The following is a 6,398-nucleotide window of genomic DNA, read 5'->3' as shown; positions in this document are numbered from 1 at the left end:
GGAAAACCGGGGGACGTGCCGCGGCCGGGACACGCCCGACTGGTCCCCGCCAGCTGCCGCCTCCGCCAGTGCACCTCGTCCGTCGAGCCGCTGAACTCCCGGCGCCGGACAAGCTCGACATGAACGACAGCTGCGCACTCGCGCTCGTGAGCAGCACGACGCCGACGCCACCCCGGTCTGCCACCACCCCCCGGGCCGTCGGCCGGGATGGCCGAGTACCTGCGGGGCAGTCCCCGGCCAGGCGAGAAAGAGCACACAACCAACGCGCATTCCCGGACGCACCTGGTTCAGCCGTGAGATAGCGGACAACCGCGGGACCCGCCGTTTGCCGGACAATCGTCACCACCCACGTTCACTCCCGCCGGGCGCCTTCGCGCCCAGTATCCGATCTGAAGGCTCCTTAAAGCCCATGTTGTCCTTCCTCAGGATCGTCAACGGCTGCTCGCCGGTCCACTCAATCCCACGTCGCATCACGCGTTCAAAACCACAAGGCAGACGTCGTACTCGTCGTTGTCGGTCGTCTCAGCTGTGGTCTGCATGAGCGCCATTAGATCCGCGCTAGCGCACTCGATGGCGGCAGACTCGATCTGCCAGCCCTCGAAGTACCCGTCGCTGCTCATGCGATGCCCACCGACAACCGCGGCGACCCGTCATGGTGGACGCACATCCACGCTTCCTTCCAGACCGCGCGTTCATCGGTCGCCGTGTTCACGACCGCCCAACGACGCGATCCGGGACGCGGGTTGTCGCGGTCCACGTTCTCCAGCGGATGGACGCCTCCATGCCCAGCGTAGGTGAGGGCCAGTCACACGGTCTTCGTCCGCACCCCCGCGATTCTTCGCGAGCCAGCCGGCGGACATCAGCTCCTCGTTCCCGGCCGCCCGGCTCCGGTCAGCCCCTCGGCCATCGACGCGATGCCCGCACGGATCGGCTGCTCGAGGTCATCACCTCCTACGAACAAGCCCAGATCACCGAGGCGGAAGAGCCCGCGAAGGCTCCACGCAAGTGTGCCCCGCGGAAGAAGGTCGTCGCGGCCAGGAAGTAGCCCGCCATGACGGTCGATCACCGGGAGGGATCACCGCAGTCGACCAGTCCGTCGGCGACGAGGACACCGCACTCGTGTCGCCGAGCTCGCGCCCCGTCGGCGCTTATCACCACCGTCCCGGGCCACGATCCCGGTGGTGAGCCCGCAGCAGTTCCGCGCCGTCATCACCGCCGGTCCGCGCCACCACGCCGTCATCGCCATGCCCTTCGACCCGGACAAGGCCTGGGCGCCAAGGCCGACCATCCCGTCGGCAGCACAATCGAGGGCAGGCGGGTCCGCGGCAGACTGTCACAGACCGGCAGAGGCCGGCCGGGCCGGGCCACCGGGGTACGGGACAGGCGGACGTGGCGGCTGCCCCGCAGCCGCGGGCTCTCTGCGTGCCTCCCCGGTCGAAGGGGTGGTGCGTGCCGCCGGCGGCACGCACCACGTCCGGTTCAGGCGCAGGCGCCGCCGAGCGTTGCCCACCTGTGGGATGCGATGTTGTGCCAGATCGGCTCGCCGTGGCCGGAAGCCCCGCCGCTGTAGTCGAAGGTCAGCCCGCTGACGTTGGACAGCGCGTTGCCGTTGCAGACACCGCGCCACGCGCCCGTCTGGTTGCGGCCCCAGTAGATCAGGACGTCGTCGAGCGCACCGGGGTAGCCGTTGTTCCACAGCGACTCGTCCTGGTTCGCGCACGCTCCCCAGTACGAGGAAGGCCCGCTCCAGCGGCCACAGAAGTCGGTGAAGCCTGTGCCGTTGTAGGTGTAGAAATAGCCGTCCGCCTGGGCAGTGGCCGGGGACGCGGGTGGTGCTGGCGCGGCCTCGGCGGTGGCGGCCCCGGCGGCCAGGGCGGTTGCGGTGATCGCCATGGCCGCTGCGGCGGTACGTGCCTTGTGCATGGTGGTTCCTCCCTTGTTGGTGGTGCGGTTCCCCGGCCTAGGAGTCCGGGTTGTCCTGTCGGAGCAGGTCCCGCGCGTGTGGCAGGGCGGCCTGTTGCAGCCGGTGTTGCGTGTCGAGCGCGGCCTGGTAATCGTGGCTGAGCTCGGTCTCGTAGCGCGCGTCCAGTGCCTTCGCGGTGGCGGCGAGCCCGGTGTGCACGGCGCAGTCCGCCTCGGCGACTGCCATGCGTTGCTCGTCCGCGAAGGCCAGTTGTCCGGGTTGGCCGGCACGCAGTTCCGTGGGGTTCTTGGCGTCGTAGCCGGCGGAGTGCACGCACGACGACCACGGCACGAGCGCGGCGACGTACGCCGGGTCGGCGTTGACGCGTTCCACCCGCATGGCCTTCAGGGCGTTGACGGTGGTGGAGGTCTGGAACCACGTCTGCGGGTCGCCGTACAGCTCCCGGAAGACCTCCGTCCGGCAGCCTTGGTCGCTGCGGCTCACGGTGAGACCGTCGGGGGCCTTGGCCGTGAGGCCGACGGGTTTCGTGCCGTTGGCGGCGGCCACGGCGGCGGTGCGGCGGTCGGCGGGCAGGCTGCGGAGGTAGCGCTGGTTGGGGTCGTCGGCGCGGAAGGCGTCCAGCCGGCGCTGGATGTCGCTGCCGTAGCCGTGCTTGCGGGCCCACTCCACGTCGTCGACGACGTAGAGGAACTCCCGCTGGTCCGGCACGGACGGCGGCGGCGTGATCCGGTACTCGAAGCCGGCCTTGGCCATGCAGTCGCGCAGTACCAGCTGCTCGGCGTCGTGTAGTAGCTGAGCGTCGGGTGCCGGGGCGGTCGGCTGCGCGGCACAGCCGGCGGCCAGGGCGGCCAGCGTGACAAGGAGCGTGGTGGTCGACGTCCTGTTCATGGGATCCCCTCCTCGGCACCGAGCATGCGGGCACGGCATTGCGCCGGCCTTTCAGAATCCTGAAAGCACCAGCTCCTGGTGCCGCGTGGCCGTTCGTGTGTCTTTGTTCGGTTCGTTTGCGACATGGTGGATCGCCCCGCCGGGGACCGTGGTCCCGACCTCGTCCTCTTCATGATGCGAGCCACACCCGGATCCGTCTTACGAATGCGCGCACAGTCCTTTAGAGTGAGCGCACTGTTAATTCGTTCCTGGCGACGACGCCACGGCGACCAGCCCAGGGGAACGATCCGCTGTGATCCACAACGGGAAAGCGGTTCCAGGCCCAGGTGGGTGTCAGCGAATTCGGTTCGGTGCAGGCGACCCTGATCACCACGATGCCGCACTCGGTGCACCGCACACCCAAGCTCATCCGCCAGGGGATTTCGGCGTGTTCAAGCTGGGCTGCTTCGTACGCGGCGGAGCCTTGATCCAGCAGGAAGGCCAATGCGTGGAGTACGGAGTCGGGGAGCTGGCCGGAGACTCGTCGGTCGGGAAGACCCGCGCCCTGTTCGAGGCGCTGCAGGAGGTGATGCCGGACTGGCGGCTGCTCCACCTCCGCGACGCCCCGGGTGCTGCGGGGGGCGTTCGCCGCGCATCCGGCTGGGCGGACGGAGGTGTGGCTGGACGAGCTGCAGGATTACCTCGACTTCGCCGCGGGCGTAGCGGCGGGCCCGAGGAACACGGTGCGTCCGATGCCGATCCGCCGCGAGGCCCTCCGGCGGCACTGCTGATCAGGCCAGGGCTGTTCATGCCGTGCAACATTCAGTAGCCTCGGCGTGATAGCTGGTTCCGTCCTGCGACGACAACACGGCAGCAGAACTGGGGGGATCATGGATGTGATCAGCACGGCTGAGGTGTCAGAGGGCGAACGGTTCAATTTCTGGCGCGAGGTGAATTCGAAGCTTTGGGGAATCCATAATCTACGCTGCGATCCGCACCATGAAAGTGCATTTCAAGCGGAGGTGGGTATTATCGAGCTCGGTTCCGTGCAGGCGACGCTGATGACCACGATGCCGCACTCCGTCCATCAGGCGCCCAAGCGCACTCGCCAGGCAGATCCCGAGATGCTCAAGCTGAGCTGCTTCGTGCGTGGCGGTGGCGTGGTCACGCAGGACGGTCGGCGCGTGGAGTACAGAGTGGGAGATCTGAGGCTGTACGATACCTCGCGGCCTTTTGGGGGCGAGTTCGCGCCGAATATTCCCACGAGCCAGTTGTTACACCTGCGTTTTCCGCGCTCGTTGCTTCCGTTGCCTGCCAGGGACCTGCGGAAGTTGGACACAGTTCGTATCGAGGGCGCCAAGGGCGTCGGTGCGTTGTCATCACAATTCCTGCTGCATCTCGCCCGGCACATGCATGAACTCAGTCCGCCCGACGCCGCACGATTGTCGACCCTGACGGTTGATGTGCTGACCGTGGCGTTGGCCCACACGCTCGACGCCCGGAGCGTCGTGCCACCTCACACCCGGCGGCGAGCACTGATGGCCCAGATCCAAGCCTTCATCCGGCAGAACCTGGGCGATGCGCACCTGACTCCGGACATGATCGCCACAGCACACCACATCTCCCTGCGTTACCTGCACAGCCTGTTCCACCAAGACGGGCACACCGTCGCCGGCTGGATCCGTCAGCGTCGTCTGGAGCAATGTCGCCGCGACCTCACTGAACCTCGCCTGTGCCTGCGTCCGATCAACGCGATCGCGGCCAGGTGGGGGTTCAGCAGCCCCGCGCATTTCAGTCACGTCTTCCGCAACGCTTATGGTCTGTCACCGCGCGATTTCCGTCAGCAGCGCGCGACAGCAGCGCAGAATAAGGACGCGAGTGCTCGCCAGCTACGACGCACCTGAACACATGTACTTGCCGAAAAGTATGTCCGCGCAGGTCAGCGGCCTGAGGATCGGGTGTTGTTGGCGGCGCTGCTCGTGCCGTCGGCCCGCGCGTCGCATCGATCCGCTACAACTAGGGCGTGTTTCAATGCTGTGAGCTGGCGTGTTGCCGGGTGAAGGTGGTTTCGGCGTGTCTGGCATCAGATAGGTGAGGTCTCCGGTAGACCGATTCTCGACCAAGACCATCGATAACACCGGAGACCTCGTGGCCACCCTAGCGGTGACGGGGCGCTCGGACCTGACCGACGGGCAATGGGCGGCGCTTGCGCCGCTGCTGCCCGTCGGGCGCAGGCCTGGTCGCCCACCGAAGTGGAGTAAACGCCAGCTCATCAACGGGATCCGCTGGCGGATCCGGGCTGGGACACCGTGGCGGGACGTGCCGGCAACCTACGGTCCTCGGCAGACGGTGTACGGATTGTTCCGGCGCTGGCAGCGGGCCGGGGTGTGGCAGCAGATCTTGACCGCGTTGCAGGCCCAGGCGGACGCCGACGGGCAGATTGTCTGGGAGGTGAGTGTGGATTCCACGATCGCGCGGGCGCACCAGCATGCGGCGGGTGCACGAAAAAGGGGGATCTGCAGGCCGAACCACCCAGCACCCAGACCGGTGGGGCCGAGCCGGATGATCACGGGCTGGGCCGGTCGCGGGGTGGGTGGACCACGAAGCTGCACCTGGCGTGCGAGCAGGGCCGCAAGCTGCTGTCGCTGGTGATCACCGCCGGGCAGCGCGGAGACAGCCCCCAGTTCGCAGTGGTGCTCGGCCGGATCCGGGTGCCGCGGCTGGGATCGGGCCGGGCCCGCATCCGCCCGGACCGGGTGCTGGCGGACAAGGCCTACAGCTCCAAGGCCAACCGGGCCTACCTGCGGCAACGTGGGATCACCGCGACCATCCCGGTCAAAGATGATCAGGCCGCCCACCGCCGCAAGAAGGGCTCACGGGGCGGGCGGCCACCGGCCTTCGACCCGCAGGCTTACCAGCAACGCCACGTCGTGGAATGCGGCATCAACCAGCTCAAACAACACCGGGCAGTCGCCACCCGATACGACTGTGAGGATGATTTGGTGCCGTCCGGTGCCCGGGTCTGACCCGCGATACGACGGGCCTTCGGTGCCTTGAGTTTGATCTGTCGACTCGGGTTCCGGGCGGTGCTTGCTGCCGCCGGACCAGCGGGACGTGTCCCGATAGGGGCCTTGCCGCTAACAAGGCGCCATCACAGTCCTGAGCGCCCCTGCCGGCCCGGCGACGGCCATCCGTTCCCGAGCCCTCAGGAGCCGAACAACCGTGCCCAGCATGACCCACCCCGCAACGACTGACCAAAACGACAGCTCACCCGAAGTGATTCTTGGCGTCGACACGCACAAAGACATCCACGTCGCCGCCGTCATCAGCATCCACGGCGCCCTACTCGGCAGCCGTAGTTTCCCCACCACCGCCGAGGGGACTGTTCCAAGATCGGTGTTTCCGGCCCGACACGCCGGGCTGAGGTCCGGCGAGATGGGCAACTGTGAGTGATTCCCAATGATGTTGTCAAGCCGCGGCGGCGGCGGGTTGGGGTCGATATTGCGTGTTGTCGCGCAGCATGGCCCATAGGACGTTGAGTCGTCGGCGCGCGAGCGCGATGACGGCCTGGGTGTGGCGTTTCCCTTCGGCTCGCTTGCGGTCGTTT

7 protein-coding genes and 1 pseudogene are annotated in these 6,398 nt (G+C 67.5%); 4 read left to right on the top strand and 4 right to left on the bottom strand.

All coding sequences use genetic code 11. The features are described 5' to 3' along the window. Positions 1–470: 470 nt before the first annotated feature. From CF165_RS51615 to CF165_RS49320, 3 genes are all read right to left on the bottom strand, one after another. The gene (locus tag CF165_RS51615; RefSeq protein ID WP_158226977.1) at positions 471–620 is read right to left on the bottom strand and encodes a hypothetical protein; all 150 of its coding nucleotides are present in this window, start codon (positions 618–620) and stop codon (positions 471–473) included. An 859-nt stretch (positions 621–1,479) separates the two neighbouring features. Further along, a complete protein-coding gene (locus CF165_RS49325; RefSeq protein WP_093954512.1) occupies positions 1,480–1,923 on the bottom strand; it encodes a hypothetical protein in 444 nt (147 codons plus the stop codon). 37 nt (positions 1,924–1,960) lie between these two features. After that, positions 1,961–2,812 carry a hypothetical protein gene (locus CF165_RS49320; protein WP_093954511.1) on the bottom strand — a complete coding sequence of 284 codons (852 nt, stop codon included), beginning with the start codon at positions 2,810–2,812 and terminating at the stop codon, positions 1,961–1,963. Positions 2,813–3,681: 869 nt separating this feature from the next. On the opposite strand from CF165_RS49320, the gene CF165_RS49315 reads away from it, so the two are divergent. The 4 genes from CF165_RS49315 (at position 3,682) to CF165_RS49305 (ending at position 6,244) form a co-directional block, all read left to right on the top strand. Continuing rightward, positions 3,682–4,695, top strand: coding sequence for a helix-turn-helix domain-containing protein (locus CF165_RS49315; RefSeq protein WP_093954510.1), 1,014 nt, complete (start codon positions 3,682–3,684; stop codon positions 4,693–4,695). Between the two features lie 187 nt (positions 4,696–4,882). Further along, positions 4,883–5,443, top strand: coding sequence for an IS5 family transposase (locus CF165_RS53350; protein WP_338023751.1), 561 nt, complete (start codon positions 4,883–4,885; stop codon positions 5,441–5,443). Beyond that, positions 5,365–5,817: a transposase gene (locus CF165_RS53345; RefSeq protein WP_240522213.1), complete on the top strand. Its 453-nt coding sequence runs from the start codon at positions 5,365–5,367 to the stop codon at positions 5,815–5,817. Before CF165_RS53350 ends, CF165_RS53345 begins: the two co-directional genes overlap by 79 nt. A gap of 205 nt (positions 5,818–6,022) precedes the next feature. Further along, complete coding sequence (locus CF165_RS49305; RefSeq protein WP_143268945.1) at positions 6,023–6,244, top strand: IS110 family transposase; 222 nt, start codon at positions 6,023–6,025, stop codon at positions 6,242–6,244. 15 nt (positions 6,245–6,259) lie between these two features. Here CF165_RS49305 and CF165_RS50980 read toward each other — a convergent pair. Next, positions 6,260–6,398: pseudogene (locus tag CF165_RS50980) on the bottom strand (IS110 family transposase); the annotation flags it as partial.

It is taken from the genome of Amycolatopsis vastitatis (assembly GCF_002234595.1).
Lineage (GTDB): Bacteria > Actinomycetota > Actinomycetes > Mycobacteriales > Pseudonocardiaceae > Amycolatopsis > Amycolatopsis vastitatis.
This window is presented reverse-complemented; position numbering and strand designations above follow the sequence as displayed.